A 16,966-nucleotide genomic window follows, 5' to 3' on the forward strand; every position below is an offset into this window, starting at 1 on the left:
TACTGGGTCAGTTTTCGGTCAGCGGCAACATTCAGTGTGCCGATATTCTCCACCTCAACGCTCGAAGCGATGCTGGCACGGCCATGGAGAGATCGGGCGTAGACCACCGTTTTACCCTCGGAGTACCGCCCCCATGATCGATCTGTCCACCTGGAACCTCACCATCCCTGTCGGTGTTCCCGCCGCCGTTATTTCCACCCCCGTGCTGGCCGGTGGGTATCAGGATCACTACTTTCAGTCCAAGGAGGGCAAGCTGTTTTTCTGGGCGCCGGTCAACGGCACCACGACCGCCAACTCGACCTACCCGCGCAGCGAGTTGCGCGAGACTTTCGCTGACGGCGCTCTGCGCAACTGGCCCTATAGCGCTGCGGATAACGTGCTGACCGCCACGGCGAGAATCACCCAGGTGCCTTCGAACGGGCTGATCGCGTTCTCCCAGATCCATTCGAAGAACGGCACCTCGCCCCCCGTGATGCTGGGCTATCAATCCTTGTCGCCTACGGGCTATGGCAATGTGGTGATTTCGTTTCGAGGCAATCCGGCCAGCGCCAATGCAACCAAGATCGTGCTGTCGAGCAAGATCAAGCTGAATCAGGATTTCAGTTATGAGGTGTTTCTGGCGAAGAACGGCAGGCTGACGATTGGCCTGGTCGAGCCTGATGGCGCAGTCAGGTCCTGGAGCGGTGTGCTCAACTCGGCCTGGGCCAGCCACAACCTGTATTTCAAGGCGGGCGTTTACACGCTCGACAACAACGGTAATGAGACCAGCGCCGGGGCTGCTGTGTTTTCACAACTGAAAGTCGAGCACCGTTAGGGTCTTGGCCTGCACTCGGATCAGAATGAGTGCAGGTTTTTTGACCACGTCTGGCGCTGGTCAGTTGGTGCAGGTGGGGGCGTCTGCGCTGCTGCTGGTGCCGGTCAGAGGCTGGGATATCTGCAGGTGGCAGTTGCGCCGCACGGTGTTGTCGAGGATCTGGCTCTGTAGCGGCAGCAGGTCGCCGATCAGCAGGTTCTGCAATAGCGGGTTGGCGCGGTACTGGTTGCTGCCCAGCACGGTGTTCTGCATGCCTTCCACGCGGATCATGGCTTTGCCGATGCTTTCCAGGGTGTTGCCGGTGATGACCAGTTGGCCGGCGGTGAGCTGCTCGTTGCGCAGGCTGATGGCGTATTCCGGGGTGGACTGAATGCGGTTGTCGATGATCAGGGCGCCGCTGAGCCCGCCGGCGTCGATGGCGCTGAGCCGGCTGTTGGCGATCAGGTTGTTCTCGATCAGCAGCCCGGCGCCGCCGTTGATCTGCCGCAGCATCACGCCGTAGCCCTTGGACGCACCGAGGCGGTTGTTCTCGATCAGCAGGGCACCGCTTTGCTCGCTGACTTCGATGGCGCTTTTGCCGGTGTGCAGGATCAGGTTGTTCTGAATGCGCCCGCTGCTGCTGCCGCCGATGCGGATGCCGCTGTTGTGCTTAACGTCGTCGATACGGTTGTCTTCGATCAGGAAGCGGCTGTTGCCCAGGTCGATGCCGTACTGCTGCAGGTGGCTGAACTGGTTGTTGCGGATCAGGGCATCGCTGTGGCGCAGCTCCAAGGCGCTGGCCATGCTGTCGAAGCGGCTGTTGTCGATCAGGATGCGCGCCGCCGGCCGGGTGGCCGATTGCTGCGCGCTGATGCCGCTACTGATGCCGCGGGAGAAGTTGGCGTTGTAGCCGATCTTGACCAGGTGCGAGTCGGCAACCTTTAGACGGCTGCCGGCCCAGTTCATGATGAAGGGGCGGGTAGGGCGGTCGGTGGCCAGCGCGCGGCCGTCGCTCCAGCTTTCCAGGCGCGAACCCTTTACCTGCAGCAAGCCCTGGTTGATCAGCGCGGTGCCCGACGGGCCGAAGAGGTAAAGCACCTGATCGTCGATGAGCAGGGCGGCGTCTTCGGCGATCATCAGCGGGTAGCTGAGCAGGTAACCGTCTTCATGCTTACGCAGCACCTTTGGGTCGTTCAGTTGCGCGTGTAGTTGCGCCAGGCTGACGCTGCCACCGCGGATGACCACGGTGCGCGGGTGCTGCGCCTGGTAGCCGGCGATGGCGCGGAACAGGCCGTTGTGCACGAATGGCTCGAAGGGCCAGCTGCCCGCCTGCGCGGAGTACATCGGCTCCAGGCTGGCGTTGCCGCGTTGCGTCGGTGCCTGCAGATCGAAGGCCGGTGGCTGGCTCTGCTGCATGATCTGCTGGCTGGTGCGCTGTTGCTGCTGCTGTTGCCATTGCGGGTCCAGCGTGTGCAACGCCGCGGGGCCGCCGAGGGCACTCAGGCTGCAGGCTGCGCAGGCCGTCAGCAGCAGCGCGCGGGAGAGGGTCAGTGCCTGGGACATGGTGGCATCCTGCGTCAGTTGAGCTGGGGGTACAGCGGTTTCAGATCGCCGCCCACCTGGCTGTAATGATTGATGGCTTTGCCGTGCGCCTGGTACAGGCGTGCGGCCCATTGATGCTGCGGATAGCGAGTGAGAAAGGGCAGCACCCAGACCATCTTGTGCGGGCCGACTTCCGTCTGGCGCTCGGTCAGTTCCGCCAGGGTCTTGGGCTCCAGCACGGCGCGCGCGGCAAAGTTGGCCAGGCCGGCGAGTTTCTCGCGCTCCTGCTCGGTGAGCGGGCGACCGTTATGTTCGGCGGCCTCCACCAGCAGCATCAGCGGTACCAGGGCGTAGTGGCTGTAGTCGGCAGCCAGGCGGCCGCGGGCGACCTCCAGAGGCAGGTACTGGTAGTCGCCCTTGCCGGGCTCGAGCTGAGTGAAGGCGCGTCGCAGTGCGACATCGGCCCATGCCAGGGCGCGGTCATCGTCGAGCAGCATGGCGGTGGCAGCCACGGCCCAAGCGGCCCAGTAGTCGTGGTTGTTGAAGTAGATGCCACTGTCGTAGCGGCGTGGTTCGTACTCGGCCATCACCTTGGCCGACAGCTGGCCCAGCCAGCGCGTCTGAACGGCGCTCAACTGATAGCGCTGATCGCTCAAGGCCTGCACCTTGAGCAGTGTCGAGGCGATGGCGGCCAGTGCCCATTTGCGCGAGGCGACGCCGGTCTTGCTGGCGTCGTCGCTGAGCAGTGCCGACTTGCTGGCCCAGGCATCGAGCCACTGGTTCAGGCAGGCCAGGGCAGTGGTGGCTTCGTCGGCCTTACTGGTGCGCTGGAACACCTGAGTCGCCTTCACCAAGCCGCCGATGTATTGCTTGACCTGCTGGCGGATGCGCTCGGTGTCCTTGCTCTGACGCGCTACCAGCCGTGATTTGCTGGCGTCACTCTGGTCGTACTTGCTGTCCAGTTGCAGGTGTCCGGTGTAGGCGGCAGGCGGTTTTTTCGGGCAGCTTTCGTTGCGGTAGTCGCCCGTCATCTGCGCCGCTATGTTCGGCGTGTGGTTGCTCCAGATCGACTGTGCGGCGCTGGCGCTCATGGGGCCGGCGAGCAGCACCAGCATGGCCGTCAGGCGGCCGGGCGAAATCCTCACAGACATAGCTTGGTCTCGATCTGGAAGGGCTGCTCCACGACCTGGGTCGGTTCGAGCAGCACGGACAGCAGGTTGGCGTCGCGAAATTCTGCGGCGCGGCTCAACTCCAGGTAGTACTGGCCGCCGGTGACGATGGCTTCACGGCGGAACCACACCTTGTCGCGTGTGCCGTTGTCGTAGTAGGTGATGATGTAGAAATTCTTGATGTTGGGATCGCTGATGCGGATGTCGAGCACTGCGTCGCGACCCTTTAGGTCCTTGCGCTGCTCGCCGGCGTTGCTGAGCAGTTCGAGACGGTCGTTGAGACCCATGGACGGGCGTTCGACGCGGTCTTCGAGCAGGCTGTCGCTGGCTTTGCAGCCGCCGTTGACCGCCGGGATCAGCTGGCGGTAGGTCAGGTCGCCATCGAGGCGATAGTTGGCTGGCAGCTCCCAGATGATCAGCTTGGGCGCCTTGTCCGGGGCGTAGTTGGACGACAGCAGGTATTCCAGCAGCGAACCGTCCTGGCCCGCACCGGGCATGGCGTAGTTGATCAGGTCGCTGCTCAGGTACTGCTTGAGAAAACCGTCGAAGTTGAACTGCTTGGTCTCGTCTTCACGGGCGGCGGAGTTACTGGTGCCGACCAGGACGATTTCCGGGTCGGGCTGCTCTTCGAACAGCAGGGACGCATCGTTGTCTTCCGGAACGGTCTGGTAGCCGGGCACGAACTGATAACCGAAGTGGTTGCCGCAGATCGCCGCCAGGCCTAGGTTGAGGGTGCCGTCCTTGTACAGGGTCAGGGTTTGCTCGGTGGTGTAGCCCTTGCGCGGCAATTGCGCGTAGACCGGGTGCTGGCGAATGGCGTCGGCAGTGACCCGGGCGGTGGCTTCTGCACCTACCGGGGTCCAGTGGTGGTCGCGGCGGAAGAAGAAGTCCTTCGGTGGCTGTTCGACCAGGGTCATGATGTCCGGAACGATGGCGCCACCATCACGCATCTGCTGCAGAAACTTGCGCAGGTTGGCGCTGGCGCGCGCGTAGTCGAAGCCATGCATCTGTCCTGGCTGCAACTGAGCGCGATGCATCAGGCCGCGAGTCGGCTGCACGGCCACTGCCACTTGAGTGCCATGGCTGGCGAACGCACGCATCAGACGGGCGAATTCCGGCTGCATGGCTGGCGGAATGCCGAATTCGTTGGTCAGGTCGACTTCCGAACGAAACAGCCAGCGGTCGCTCCCCGGCACGATCTGCTTGAGCGACTTCATGTTGCCTTCGGCATATTCCTCGGGCGCACTGAGTTGCGGGCAGATCAGGCATTGCAAGTCCGTACATTCATCGGTCTTTTCGCTTTGCGACGCAGCGGAAACGTTCTGTACGCCCGCTGCGATCAGGCTACCGATGGCCAGGAGAAAATAGTGCTTCATGCTCTTTGCGATCATCGTCCGCTCACTTGTTTGGCCAGCCGTTCAGGGTTCATTCGCTGGGGTCGATGCTGTTGGCCAGGGTTATCGCGCGGTAGCCGTTGGCTGCGGGTAGCAGGGCGTAGGTGTAGGAGCGGCCCTTTTTCAGGAACAGCTCGTCGAAACCGATCAGCTGTTCGCTGTCGGCATAGGCGGCGAAGGCGATCTTCAGTTCGTTGACCATGCGGCTGCCGGTCTCGTCGCGCTTGATGGTGTCGACCACCACGTGCTGCCCGTCGACGGTCTTCAGCGCCGCCGGCTTGTCGGTGAGGTTGTAGAAGGCGATCTGCGCCTTGCGCGGTTCGTTGACGAACTGGTCGGCGATCAGCAGCAGTTGGCCGTCGCGGTAGATCACCGTGCTGGCGGTATTGGCCTTCAGCTCGTGCTCGATCGCCTGGTTGGCCACGGCGATACGCTGCTTGCCTGGCGTAACGAAGCGATAGCCCCCGAACTGGCCTCCGGTGACGACCTGAGGTTTGTTCTTGCCGCTGAGGGTGACCTCGATGTTGCGTTCACTGAGGTTGAGTACCCGTACGAAAGCCGAGTTGGCCGGGGCCACCGGGTCGTAAAGGTCGGCGTTGCCGTCCTGGGCCTGTGCGGCGGCGCTGGCGATCGTCAGCAGGATGATCAGGGCGCGGGAGATGAGGGCGGGCATATGACGTTACCTCGGTCAGTGTTGGGCAGTTTCTGGCATAGCCAGGGCGGAAGGAATCTGACGCTGGGCGAGCAGGGTGCGTAGGGGGAACTCCCAGATCACGGTCTGCAGGTCACCGCTTTTCGCGGCTGGGCCGGCGAGAAATTCGCTCATCGATTGGAACGGGCCGCGGGCTTCAAGTGCGACGCTTACCAGGTCACGCTGCAGGGCCTCTTTGAGAAAACCAACGAAATTCCAGTCATCGATGCGCGTGTAGCTGGTGCCTACCAGCGCCAGCGACACGGCCTCTTCGCCGAACAGGCTGTCGGCAAGGTCGTTATGGCTCTGCTGCAGGGTTTCGTAGAGCTGGATATGCACTGGCTCGAAATAGCTGGGCGCCAGCCTGGGGTCGAACTTGAGATAGTTGAGCAGATCACCGGTCACCTCTTTTTCACTGACGGCCTGGGTCAGGTAAGGGGTGTCGCCCAGTAGCTCGGGAAACTGCTTGGCCAGAGTCTGGGCTGCCAGTTCGGCGCCCCTTGGGCTCCAGTGGGTGTCGTTACGCAGGAACAGCTGCTCGGTGGCCGCCGCGCTCTGGTAGGCGCTGCGCAGGTCCACGGTGTCGATGCCGTGGTCGTGCAGGCGCTGACTGAAGTGCTGGTACAGGCCGCTGATCTGCTGCGAGGGGGTATAGGTGGAGTGTTCGGCGTAGGTGTCCAGCTTCATCGGAATCGGCAGGACGATCAGCCGCGCGCCCTGTTGCGCCAGTTGCGCGCGCACCTTGTCGATCAGCACGATTTGCCGCTCCAGGTTGCCCTCGAGGTCACGGGGTTGCAGGTATTCCTGGTTGGTGAACAGCCAGCCGTCGCGGCCCAGTACCACGCCGCTGGCGCCTTCACGAAAGATCGCGTGCTGGATGTTGGCCCACAGCTCGACGGATGGGTCGCGCAGGAACAATTGCTTGTCGTAGAACTGCTCGAACTTGCGCACCAGTTTGCCATCGAGAAACAGCGACAGAGCCTGGGTCTGCGTGCCGGCGAAGGCGAACACCGTCGGCAGCGAGTACAGGAACATGGCGCACAGCATCACGCAGAAGAGAATCCCGTTGATCTTGCTGGCCGAGTTCATCACCGGAAACATGTGGGCATCCTCAGAACTGGAAATACAGGAAAGGTGAGAAGGAGTTCGCGGCCAGGCGGGTCAGCGTCAGCAGGAAGCCGACCCACAGCAACAGGGCGCTGAAGCCGCTGACGTGCTGCATGAAGTACTGGTCCTTGTGCGTGCCGGCGTAGTAGCGAATGTTGATGCCGCCGGCGATGACGATCCACAGCAGGGCGATCAGGGTGAAGGTCATGCTCATGGCGGAGGTGCCGAACCAGTAAAGGTCCAGCGAGCCGATGCCGTTGAGGCCGATCAGCGCCTGGTAGACCTGCAGGGCGTGCGGCAGGTTGCCGGTGAAGAACAGTGGCATGCACGAGGCCAGCACGAACATGCAGCGGGCATTGCGCCAGAAGTTGTAGGGCGTATTGACCTTGGTGGCGATACCCAGCTTGCGTTCGACCACCATGGCAATACCGAAGAACAGCCCCCAGAAGATGAAGGCGAAGCTTGGCCCGTGCCAGAGCCCGGACAGCACCATGGTGATGACCAGCCCGACGAGCATACCGGCCAGGCGCTTGCGTACCAACGGCATGTACACGTAGTCACGCAGGAAGTCGGCCAGGGTCATGTGCCAGCGCTGCCAGAACTCGGTGATGCTCTGCGCGATATAGGGCTGGTTGAAGTTCTCGGCGAAGCGAAAGCCCATCATCATGCCCAGGCCGATGGCCATGTCGCTGTAGCCGGAGAAGTCGAAGTACAGCTGCAGGGCGGAGATCAGCAGGCCAAACCAGGCGTCGGCCATCTGCAGCTCATCACCGCCTCCAATGAACAGGGTATTCATCGGTGCCAGGGAGTCGGCGATCAGCACTTTCTTGATGAAGCCGAGCATGAAGCGGCAGGCACCGAGGGAAAACAGCTCCAGCGAGTGGGTGCGGTTCTTCAACTGCTTGTCGATCAGGCTGTAGCGCAGGATCGGCCCGGCGATCAGTTGCGGGAAGAGGGCGATATAGGCAGCGAAATCGACGAAGCGATTGGTGGGTTCGGCATTGCGTCGATAGATGTCGACGATGTAGCTCAGCGCCTGGAACACATAAAAGGAGATGCCCAGCGGCAGGATGATGTGTTCCAGGGTGAAGGTGTTGATGCCCAATGGCTCCAGCACTGCCACCAGCACATCGGCACCGAAGTTGGCGTACTTGAAGTAGCCGAGGGTGGCCAGGTTGCCGATCACGCCGACGGTCAGCAGGCGAAAGGCAATCTTCTTCTCGCCGGCATCGATTCGCGCCTTGATGCGCAGGCCGAACCAGTAGTTCCAGTACGAGATGGCAACGAACAGCAGCAGGAAGTCCGGACGCCACCAGGCGTAGAACAGGTAGCTGCCGAGCACGATCACGTACGAGCGCCAGTGGTCCTTGGCTATGTAGTAACAAAGCAGGAACACCGGCAGGAACAGGAACAGAAAGACGTTGGAGGCGAAGATCATGCTAGCGCTGCTCTCGGTCAGTAAGTCAGGGTTATGCCCAGCGTCAGTTGATAGTCATCACCGATTTCCAGCGCGCTACCGGCCTTGAAGTAGCTCAGGCTGGTAAGGGTGTTGAGCTGTACCCGTTTACCGTTGTAGGCCAGCGGGAACATGCGCCAGTAGTGGTTGATGTCGAGCACCTGGCCCAGGTGGGACGAGCTGGTATCGCGTACCACGCCTTCGTTGGTGGTACGCAGGGGCATCTGCGCCGAGCTGTTACGCAGGTGCAGGTCGCTGATGCGCAGATCCAGCGCGCTGCGGTCAGTGGGCTGGGTTTCCAGCACGATGCCGTAGAAGGCGAGGTTGCTCAGGTTGACGCTGACCAGGTTGCTGACCAGGCGATTGCTGTAGCTCAGCGGATCGTTGCGTCGGTCGGACTGAATGCGGTTGAGGGTGAACCCGTCGCTGCCGCTGTCGTCCGGGCGATCGGTGATACCACCGCTGATGCCTACGCGCGGTGTCCATGGCAGTGTCTCGAAGCGTTTGCCGACATCCGCCACCACCGCCCAACCGGTCTTGTCGCCACTGTCGCGCAGGCCATTGTTCTGCGTGGTTTCCAGCCTGCCGTCGAGTGCAGCGACTTCCAGATGGTAGTCGCTGATCAGCGATGTCAGGTGGCGGGTATCACCGTGCACAAATACGCCGTAACGCAGGCCATCGAAGTCCTGGCGATCATCCGGCGAGCTGCCCGAGTAGTCGTCCTCGTACAGCAGGCGCGCGCCGATCCAGTGATCGGCATGCCAGCGCAAGGCGTATTCGGCCATCAGGTAACGAATCTTCTTGTCGCGCGGGTCGAGTCGGTTGTCGTCGGAGTTGTAGTAGTAGAACTTCTCGGCGATGGCGACGAAGCCGCTGGCGAAACTGTCGTTGTAGTCCAGTCGCAAGGCTTCGATGCTGTCGTCCCACCAGATACCGAAGCGATCACTGAAGCGCTGGCGGCCGAGGGTCGCGGAAAAGCGCGGGTCGTCGCCCAGCAGGTTACGGCGTACATAGAACTCGCGGGCTTCGCTGTAGGCATGGCGCCGACTCGATACGTTCTCGTCATTGCCCTCATCGCTTTGCAGGGCATTCGGATCTGTGTCGTAGTTGAGCCACAGGCGGCCGAAGGCTTCCCACTTCGCCCAGCGTTGCTCGGGCGAATACCAGCGGTAGGACGGCTCGTAGCGCAAGCTGAAGAAGCTGCGACGGTCTTCGCCCAGGCGCGTTTCGTCCGGCCCATAGCCGGTACGCAGGAACAGCTTGTGCGTCAGCAGCGAGGTGACCGGCTCCAGCTCGGGCGAGGTGAGGCTGGGTTCTTCTGCGTGCAGCAGGCCGAGCGGCAGGCAGGCGAGCAGCAGTGCTGCGCGGCTAAGGGCGTTAGGAGCGCTCACAGTGTGGATTCCTCGATAAGACGGTTGCCTTCGGCGGTGGCTGTATCGCGCTGTTCAGGCGTGAGCCGGGTGCTGAGCGAGTGCATCAGATCGCTGGCGCGCAGGTCGCCCAGCTCATGGGCGGCATAGGCAAAGGCATAGGCCTTGCCGTTATCGCGGCAGATGGCGCGGCCGTAGGTATAGAGGCGGGCGATGCGCAGCAGGGCATTCACCGAGCCTTGGCGGGCCTCTTCCATGTACAGCGCCAGGGCGCGATCCTGATCGGGCTCGTCCAGCCCGCCCTGGCTGTACAGGTCGCCTTCGAGCAGCAATGCCTCGGGGTATTGCTCGGCCTGCAGTTCGGCGATCAGGCGTTGGCTCAAGCGTGGATCGAGGGTGCGCCACAGCACCATGTGCAGGCTGGCGCGCAGTGCCTTGATGCGCTGCGGAGTGATCGGGTTTTCGCGTTCGACCATGCTCAGGGTCGGGCTATTGTTCTGGCGTTGTTCCAGGCGTTGAATCAGGGTCAGCACCGGCTCCGGGCTGTAACGGTCCGGTGCGGTCATGAGAAAGCTGGCCTTGCTCAGCATGGCTGGGCCGAAATCACGTTCGATGGCGTTGTCCAGCCACTGCAGTACTTCCCGGTCGAGCTGTTCGACCAGGCTGGCATGGGCCTTTGCCTTGAGTTCGCGGGCTGCTTTTTCTTCGTCGTTCTGCGCGCGGGTTGTCGGGCGGTTGTTGTTGAAGGTGCTGATCTCGATGTTGCGAATGTTCGCCACCTGCTGGGCGATGCGGTGCACCAGGTCGATCGGCAGCGCGTTCATGCGCGGTGCCAGGCGTTCGGCGAAGGCGCGAAACAGCACGTTGCGCTGCTCGCCAAGAAAGTCGTAATAGCGCTGTACGGCGCGCGGGTCACTCTCCACGGCCAGCTGGAACCACTTCTCGGCTTCGTTTCTGTCGCCGTAGCGGGCTGCCGCCACCGCTCGGTACAGCGGCGCGTGGCAGTAGATCAGGCAGGCGCGGTCATAGAGTTCGATCAGGCGGGTGACTTCGTCCTGCGTGAACAGCTCGGGGTAGACCAGAAACACTTCGAGGCGCGTGTCGACTGCGATGAAATCGCGTCCCGGTGTAAAGCGGCTGAGGGCCTGACGCATGTATGTGCGGTTGGCCTCGCGCCAGCGCGGCTTGTTGTCCAGCAATCTGGCCAGGGGAATCAGCGCACCGATGTCACCGCGGCCATCGGCGAAGGCCTGCTTGAACAGGTCGATGGCCTGTGTGGTGTTCGCCGGGCTGCGGCTGGCCAGTACCTCGCCAAGCAGGCGCGTGGCGGCCAGGTCGCCACGCGCGGCCAGATGGCGCAGGTCTTCCTCGACCTCCGCCTGGCCGTCCTGAAACAGCGCATAGCGGACCTGCTCGAGGCTGCGTGCCGCATGAGCCGAGCTGGCGAGAGCCAGCATCAGAGCGGTTGTGCAAAGAAGATATCTGACCGGCATGGCGACCTCAGAACGTCCAGCGCAGTGGCAGGCCAAGTTTGAAGTCGACGGCAGTGGGCAATTGATAGGCGCTGCGCGGCAACTCCTGATCCGGCTTGATGGTCAGCTCGACCATTTGTCGTTGATCGTCGACGCGGCTGGCGACGATCTCGCCGGTGTAGATGGTGTCACTGCCCAGGACGCGCATCTCGACCGCTCGCACGCGCTCGATCTTGTCCATGCGCTCGAACGGCACGCTGGCCTTGACGTTCAGCGGCTGATCCTGCGGCAGCAGGTGCACCAGTTGCTCCTGCTTGTAGGCGAAGCCGTCCATACGCGGGCGGGGGAAGTACAGGCTGCAGTCGCAAGGGCTGGCGATCACCGTCTCGACGGTCACGCGGCCGAGCAGGGCGGCTGCATCCTGTTCGGAGAGGCTGGCCAGAGCGGCGATGTCGGTCGGGCTGGTCAGGCTGCTGGCCAGTTGCGTGGACACGCTGGCCAGCGGCTGGCCGGTGCTCACGCTGGTCTGCTCGGGGCCGATCAGGTACTTGAGGTTGCCGTTCTCCGGCATGCTCAGCACATAGGCGTTGGCGCTGACCACCGCCTGTGCGGCCGGCATCTGGAAGAACAGCAGGTAGCTCTTGTAGACGATCAGGCTGACTGCCGCGAGGCCGGCGCCGAGAAACAGCATCGAACCCAATGCCGCCTTCAAGCGTTCCGTGGGCGTACGCGAGCTGGCCTGCTTGGTCTTGCGCTCCTTGATGTAGTTCTCGCGCTGCATCACGTTGAACAAGCCGTTGATGTCGGCGATGTCGCCGGACATGTAGGCCGAGATGATGTAGCGCAGGATGTCGCGCTTCTGCCGATCCAGCTCGACGAACTCGGCGCCGACTTCGTGACCGCGCTGGGAGACGATCTTCAGCTTGGTGTCGATGTTCAGATCGACCTTGTTCAGCTTCAGCTTGATCGAGCCCTGGAACAGGCTACCGAGCTTCAGTGGCTGCTCGTAGGACAGGCCGATGCCGCCCAGGGAGATGTCCAGGATCTCGCATTCCACGCCGTTCAGGCCGTGACCTTGCAGGCTGATGCGGGCGGGGATCTTGGCGCGCACGAACTGGCGCTCATCGATCGCTTCGTGAACAACGTTTACAGGTAAGACAGTGGTGCTACTCATAGCATTCGCGCCTTTACTTAAGATTGCGTGAGTTCTAGCAGGACCGAAATGACCCCGAAGAAGATGGCAATGGAGGACAACAACATCGTCTTCGACGTCCATCGATTAAGGGCTGCATCGAAACTGACGCTGCCGTTGCTGAGCGTGGTCTTTTGCCGGGTCCAGCTCTGCTGATCCATGTGGAACATGGTGTAAACCTTCATCACCGAGCCGACGATCTGGTTGTAATACAGAACGAAGGGGTACATCGGATGCACCGGGTGCTTGGCAAAGAAGAACAACAGCGTTACCAGGGTGCGCGACAACAGGACCCAGAACAGGTACAGCAGCAGGTACTGGATGCCGAACAGCAGGCCGGCCACCACCGAGGCGCTCAAACCCATCAGGCAGGTCCACATGGACACGCGCTGGTCGTACAGCACGTACATGGTGAACAGGCCCAGGCGGTCGAGGCCCAGCAGTCGGGTGGCGCGGAAGTTCTGGCGCAGCGAGTTGCCATACCAGCGGTACATCAGTTGCCGGGTCGCGCGCAGGAAGCTGTTGTCTGGTGGATGCTCCACCGTCAGGGTGTGGCTGTCGGGCACGTAGAAGGTGTCCCAACCGGCGCGCATCAGGCTGAACCAGGAGGATTTGTCGTCGCCGGTGAGGAACTGGAAGCGGCCCAGCCGCCAGTGATCGAGGAAATCGGCTTCCACGTCCTTGATGAATTCCGGGTTGGTCATCACGCTGGCGCGGAAGAACGACAGGCGCCCGGTCATGGTCAGCACGCGTTTGCTCAGCGCCATCGAGCACATGTTGATGTGCCGCTGGACGAAGCGCATGGTGTGCCACTCCTGCATCAGCTTGCTGCCTTCCACCTCGCAGAACTCGTTGGTGGTGATGCCGCCGACGCTGGGTAGATAGGCGAACATGCTGACGGCGCGCTCGACGCAGCCGGGCAGCATCATGGTGTCGCCATCGACCACACCGACCACGGCGTTTTCCAGGGGCATCTGCCGGGACAGCGCGCGGAAGGCATGCGCCAGGCCGTCGCGTTTACCGGTGCCACGGGCGCGCACGATGATCAGCTTGATATCGTCGCGGTCACGGACCTCCTGACGCATGATGTCCTTGATGAAGTTCTCGTCGCCTTTCTCCACGATCGAGGCGATGACGGTGCATGGCACCGGCATCCGCTGCACTTCCTGAAACACCGACTGGTAGACCTTGAAGGTGGTGTGGGTCGGGATACGGAAACTGGTCACCACCATGAACATGTGCTCGGGCAGTGCCGCAGCCCCCATGCGCTCGACGGCCTTGCGCATGCGTGGGAAACGCCAGTGCAGGAAGTACATGCCGCGGACATAGTGAGTGGCCGCATTGCCATAACGCCACATGCCCAGCGCACCGATCAGAAAAATGAATTTCTGATGCGACGGGTCGAGGTAGCTCGGGTCGACCATTTCCGAGGCAAGCGCGAGCAGGGCGATTAGGCACGCCCAACCGCACAGCTTGCCGAAGCCGGATGAGGTATCGACCCCGTTGAATAACCTAGGCATGTGACGTGCTTCCTCCAGTGAAGCCGTGTACGAGCGTCAGCCGCTGTGACGCTGAAAGTCGCTAGTTGACCGTGGTGTCGGTGCGGCCGTAGACATCCTCGAAGCGCTCGATGTCGTCCTCACCCAGATAGCTGCCGGACTGGACCTCGATGATCTCCAGAGGAATCTTGCCGGGGTTGGCCAGACGGTGAACCGCGGCGATGGGGATGTACGTCGACTGGTTTTCCCAGAGCAGGAAGGTCTTGTCGTCACAGGTCACCCGTGCGGTGCCGGAGACCACGATCCAGTGCTCGGCACGGTGGTGGTGCTTTTGCAGTGACAGGCTGGCGCCTGGCTTGACCACGATGCGCTTGACCTGAAAGCGGTTGCCGCTGTCGATCGAGTCGTAGCTGCCCCACGGGCGATAGACCTGGCAATGGTTCTGCGCCTCGGCGCGCCCATCGCAGGTGAGGGTGTTGACCAGTTGTTTGACGTCCTGCACGTGATCCTTGTGGGCGACCATCACGGCGTCCTTGGTCTCTACCACCACCACGTCCTTCAGGCCGACCAAGGTCACCAGCTTGCTCTGGCTATGGGCCAGGCAGTCCTGGCTGTCATGAATCACCACGTCGCCAGAGCGGCTGTTGCCGTTGTCGTCCTTATCCTGAACGTCCCACAGCGCGGACCAGGAACCGACGTCGTTCCAGCCTGCTGCGAGCGGCACCACGCAGGCGCGCTCGGTCTTTTCCATCACCGCGTAGTCGATGGAGTTATCCGGGCAGCACTCGAAGGAGCTGGGGTCGATGCGGATGAATTGCAGGTCGCTCTTGCTACGGCTGAGTGCCAGCTGGCAGGTGTCGTAGATGTCCGGGTCGTGACGCTGCAGTTCTTCCAGATAGCGGCTGCAGCGGAACAGGAACATGCCGCTGTTCCAGACGTAATCGCCTTGCGCCACGAACTCGCTGGCGGTGGCCAGGTCGGGCTTCTCGACGAACTGCTCGACTGACAGAACGCCACCCGGCAGCCCGGCTCGCTCGCCGGTCCTGATATAGCCGTAACCGGTCTCGGGTCGTTCGGCGGGGATGCCGAACAGCACCATTTCGCCCTGTTCTGCAGCCTTGCGAGCTACACCGAGGGCGCCGTGGAATACCTGCAGGTCTTCGATCACGTGATCGGCCGGCAGCACCAGAAGCAGTTCGTCACGCCCGGCCGCGAGCAGGTGCATGGCGGCGATGGCCACGGCCGGCGCGGTGTTGCGGCCGAACGGTTCCAGCAGAATGGTCTGCGCCTCGTTGCCGATGGCGGCAAGTTGTTCGCTGACGATGAAGCGATGTTCTTCGTTGCATACCACGATGGGGCGGCTGATGCCTTCGATTGCCAGGCGGCCGAGCGTCTGCTGAAACAGGGTCTCGCTGCCGGTGAGGGCCAGGAACTGCTTGGGATATAGCTTGCGCGAGAGCGGCCAGAGTCTGGAGCCACTGCCGCCGGACAAAATCAGAGGAATCATGCTGTCACTCCTTGTAAACATCGGCTCGGATCGTATGGGCAGTGAACTGGCGACACGCCATAACCAACCAAGCGGCACCTGACTGGTGCCGCCTCTGTTCTTGTTAGCTGTCTGCTACCAGCAGATGCCTTCCTTGTTGGCCTGGGTGGCATGCGCCATGAACCCCACGAGATCGACGATCTGTTTGTCGTCGCCGACGCTGTTCATGACCTCGGCGAAGCGCTGTTCGCCATTGCCGATGATCAGTACATCGGATTGCGAGACCACCTCATCGAGCTCCTTGCACAGCAGCGAGGAAACGTGAGGGATCTTCGATTCGATGTATTCCTTGTTCGCGCCGAACACGCGGGCGTACTCGACGTTGCTGTCGAAAATACGCAGCTCATAGCCTTTGCCGATCAGCATTTCGGCCAGCTCGACCAGGGGGCTTTCGCGCAGGTCGTCGGTGCCGGCCTTGAAGCTCAGACCCAGCAGGCCGATGCGGCGCTTGTCGTAGTGGGTGACGATGTCGAAGGCTTTTTTCACCTGGGCGGCGTTACTGCGCATCAGCGAGCTGATCAGCGGTGTTTCCACGTCCAGGCTGCCGGCGCGGTAGGAGAGGGCGCGCACATCCTTGGGCAAGCACGAGCCGCCGAAGGCGAAGCCGGGCTTCATGTAGTACTTGGAGAGATTGAGCTTGTGATCCTGGCAGACCACATCCATCACTTCGCGGCCGTCGACGCCGGCTGCCTTGGCGATGTTGCCGATCTCGTTGGCGAAGGTGACCTTGGCCGCGTGCCAGACGTTGCAGGTGTACTTGATCATCTCCGCCACTTCGATGGACTTGCGGATGATCGGAGCGTCCAGTTCGCTGTACAACTCCTGCAGTAGGTCGCCGGACTGCTCGTCCAGTTCACCGATCACGGTCATGGCCGGGAAGTCATAATCCTTGATCGCGGTGCTTTCACGCAGGAATTCCGGGTTGGTGGCCACGCCGAAATCGACACCGGCTTTCTTGCCGGACGCTGCTTCGATCAGGGGAATCACCACATTCTTTACCGTGCCCGGCAGAACCGTGCTGCGTACGACCACAGTGTGGCGCTCCTGCTTGTCGCGCAGGGCGGTACCGATCTGCTTGCACACCGACTCCATATAACCGAGATCAAGGTCGCCGTTGCGCTTGCTCGGCGTGCCCACGGCAATGAAGGACAGTTCGCTGGCCAGGACTGCTGCCGCCACATCGGTGGTGCCACGCAGCAAGCCGGAGTTGACGCCGGCTTCGAGCAGTTCGGCGAGGCCGGGTTCGACGATGGGGGACTTGCCTTGATTGATCAGGTCGATCTTGGTTTGCGATACGTCGACGCCGATGACCTCATGGCCGCGAGCCGACAAGCAACCGGCGCATACGGCGCCCACATAACCCAGGCCAAAGATGCTGATTCGCATAGATCCCTCTCTCATATAAGTGAGCTAGCCGATTTGAACTGGCCAACATCCGTGTTCATTAAGTACGCCATTAAGATTGCGTAATGGTTACTGCAATCGAATGGGGTGCTCGAATTGGCGCGGATACTAAGTTGGCTGTTTTGGCATTTCAAGCAAAACGTGAACCAAAAGTTAGGAAATGTGTGCTGCTCACTTTATTTAATATTTTTTATAATAAAAACAATTACTTGTAATTGTTGTTTTTTAGGCGCCAAAAAATAGTTGTAGCTTTTTGGTGCGTTATTTTTATGGCGTCATAAAAACATTATCTTTTGTGCTTGGTTCTATTGCACTGAAGTAAGACTCTGCT

13 protein-coding genes are annotated in these 16,966 nt (G+C 61.5%); 1 reads left to right on the forward strand and 12 read right to left on the reverse strand.

From position 1 onward, the window contains the following. Positions 1-133 precede the first annotated feature (133 nt). The gene (locus CXP40_RS13850) at positions 134-814 is read left to right on the forward strand and encodes a polysaccharide lyase family 7 protein (RefSeq protein WP_106734221.1); all 681 of its coding nucleotides are present in this window, start codon (positions 134-136) and stop codon (positions 812-814) included. A gap of 60 nt (positions 815-874) precedes the next feature. Here CXP40_RS13850 and CXP40_RS13855 read toward each other — a convergent pair whose 3' ends face one another. The 12 genes from CXP40_RS13855 to algD all read right to left on the reverse strand — a co-directional run bounded on the left by CXP40_RS13855 (position 875) and on the right by algD (position 16,617). After that, positions 875-2,356: a right-handed parallel beta-helix repeat-containing protein gene (locus CXP40_RS13855; RefSeq protein ID WP_106734222.1), complete on the reverse strand. Its 1,482-nt coding sequence runs from the start codon at positions 2,354-2,356 to the stop codon at positions 875-877. A 14-nt stretch (positions 2,357-2,370) separates the two neighbouring features. Further along, entirely contained in the window at positions 2,371-3,486 is a 1,116-nt protein-coding gene (locus CXP40_RS13860; protein WP_177429670.1) for a polysaccharide lyase, read from the reverse strand. After that, on the reverse strand, positions 3,477-4,895 hold the full coding sequence (locus CXP40_RS13865; RefSeq protein WP_106734223.1) for an alginate biosynthesis protein AlgX: 1,419 nt from the start codon (positions 4,893-4,895) through the stop codon (positions 3,477-3,479). The genes CXP40_RS13860 and CXP40_RS13865 overlap by 10 nt, the downstream gene beginning before the upstream one ends. A gap of 34 nt (positions 4,896-4,929) precedes the next feature. Next, positions 4,930-5,571 (reverse strand): alginate O-acetyltransferase AlgF, encoded by a 642-nt coding sequence (locus CXP40_RS13870; protein ID WP_106734224.1) that lies wholly within the window; start codon positions 5,569-5,571, stop codon positions 4,930-4,932. A 15-nt stretch (positions 5,572-5,586) separates the two neighbouring features. Next, on the reverse strand, positions 5,587-6,690 hold the full coding sequence (locus tag CXP40_RS13875; protein WP_106734225.1) for an alginate O-acetyltransferase: 1,104 nt from the start codon (positions 6,688-6,690) through the stop codon (positions 5,587-5,589). A gap of 10 nt (positions 6,691-6,700) precedes the next feature. Next, positions 6,701-8,134 carry an MBOAT family protein gene (locus CXP40_RS13880; protein ID WP_099523198.1) on the reverse strand — a complete coding sequence of 478 codons (1,434 nt, stop codon included), beginning with the start codon at positions 8,132-8,134 and terminating at the stop codon, positions 6,701-6,703. 17 nt (positions 8,135-8,151) lie between these two features. Then, positions 8,152-9,543: an alginate export family protein gene (locus tag CXP40_RS13885; protein ID WP_106734226.1), complete on the reverse strand. Its 1,392-nt coding sequence runs from the start codon at positions 9,541-9,543 to the stop codon at positions 8,152-8,154. Continuing rightward, positions 9,540-10,979, reverse strand: a complete 1,440-nt coding sequence (locus tag CXP40_RS13890) for a sel1 repeat family protein (protein ID WP_177429671.1) — start codon at positions 10,977-10,979, stop codon at positions 9,540-9,542. Before CXP40_RS13890 ends, CXP40_RS13885 begins: the two co-directional genes overlap by 4 nt. A 43-nt stretch (positions 10,980-11,022) precedes the next feature. Further along, positions 11,023-12,168 (reverse strand): PilZ domain-containing protein, encoded by a 1,146-nt coding sequence (locus tag CXP40_RS13895; RefSeq protein ID WP_099523195.1) that lies wholly within the window; start codon positions 12,166-12,168, stop codon positions 11,023-11,025. 17 nt (positions 12,169-12,185) lie between these two features. Beyond that, positions 12,186-13,706 (reverse strand): glycosyltransferase, encoded by a 1,521-nt coding sequence (locus tag CXP40_RS13900; protein WP_106734228.1) that lies wholly within the window; start codon positions 13,704-13,706, stop codon positions 12,186-12,188. Between the two features lie 61 nt (positions 13,707-13,767). After that, a complete protein-coding gene (locus CXP40_RS13905) occupies positions 13,768-15,192 on the reverse strand; it encodes a mannose-1-phosphate guanylyltransferase/mannose-6-phosphate isomerase (RefSeq protein ID WP_106734229.1) in 1,425 nt (474 codons plus the stop codon). Between the two features lie 114 nt (positions 15,193-15,306). After that, entirely contained in the window at positions 15,307-16,617 is a 1,311-nt protein-coding gene (gene algD, locus CXP40_RS13910) for a GDP-mannose 6-dehydrogenase (protein WP_106734230.1), read from the reverse strand. Between the last annotated feature and the right edge of the window lie 349 nt (positions 16,618-16,966).

This window comes from Pseudomonas sp. YY-1, assembly GCF_002843095.1.
GTDB classification, from domain to species: Bacteria; Pseudomonadota; Gammaproteobacteria; order Pseudomonadales; family Pseudomonadaceae; genus Aquipseudomonas; species Aquipseudomonas sediminis_A.